Source organism: Virgibacillus carmonensis, assembly GCF_057836705.1.
The window spans coordinates 1-545 of record NZ_JBYQFJ010000353.1 but is presented as its reverse complement, the minus strand read 5'-3'; the positions used below and the strand labels follow the sequence as shown (position 1 = coordinate 545).

At 36.1% G+C, this 545-nt stretch carries 1 protein-coding gene and 1 pseudogene; both read right to left on the bottom strand.

What is annotated here, in order from left to right:
- Positions 1-110, bottom strand: a pseudogene (locus tag AC3G7N_RS22310) (NAD(+) synthetase); the annotation flags it as partial.
- A gap of 182 nt (positions 111-292) precedes the next feature.
- Positions 293-545: hypothetical protein (locus AC3G7N_RS22305; protein ID WP_489424294.1), on the bottom strand; the 253-nt coding region annotated here is incomplete at its 5' end.

Below are 545 nucleotides of genomic sequence, written 5' to 3'. Positions count from 1 at the left end.
ACAACTGCTGAATCCAATCCACCACTAACCCCTACCAATAATCCATTAACTTTCGCTTCTTCGACTTGGTCGCGCAACCAATGTACAATCTTATCTATTATTTCCTCCATATGATTACTCCTTTATGTATTCTGATATCACTATCCATTTTAACATTATTTGTTCATAACGGAAAAAAATACATTAGAAAAGCAAATGCCTTGTTATCGGAAAACAGAAAAAGAGACGAATTGGTTGTTAACTCGTCTCCTTAGTATTCAGTGTGAAAGGCTCGCGGTGTATGAAGTTTTCACTATTCGTTTATATTTTCATCCTCATCATCATTAATTGGTGCAGTCGGGAATGGTTGAAACCCAGGTGGAGCTGGATAAGGATCTCTGTAATTTTGATTCATCCCCATTTGGGGGTATGGCTGATTAAATTTTCCATAATGATGGTTATTTTTATCATCACATTCCATATTGTTATGTTCCGGTTTTTTAGGCATTTCCATTTCTGGCAAATCATCATACATGTTATTTACATGATGATGAAAAGGCGGCTTC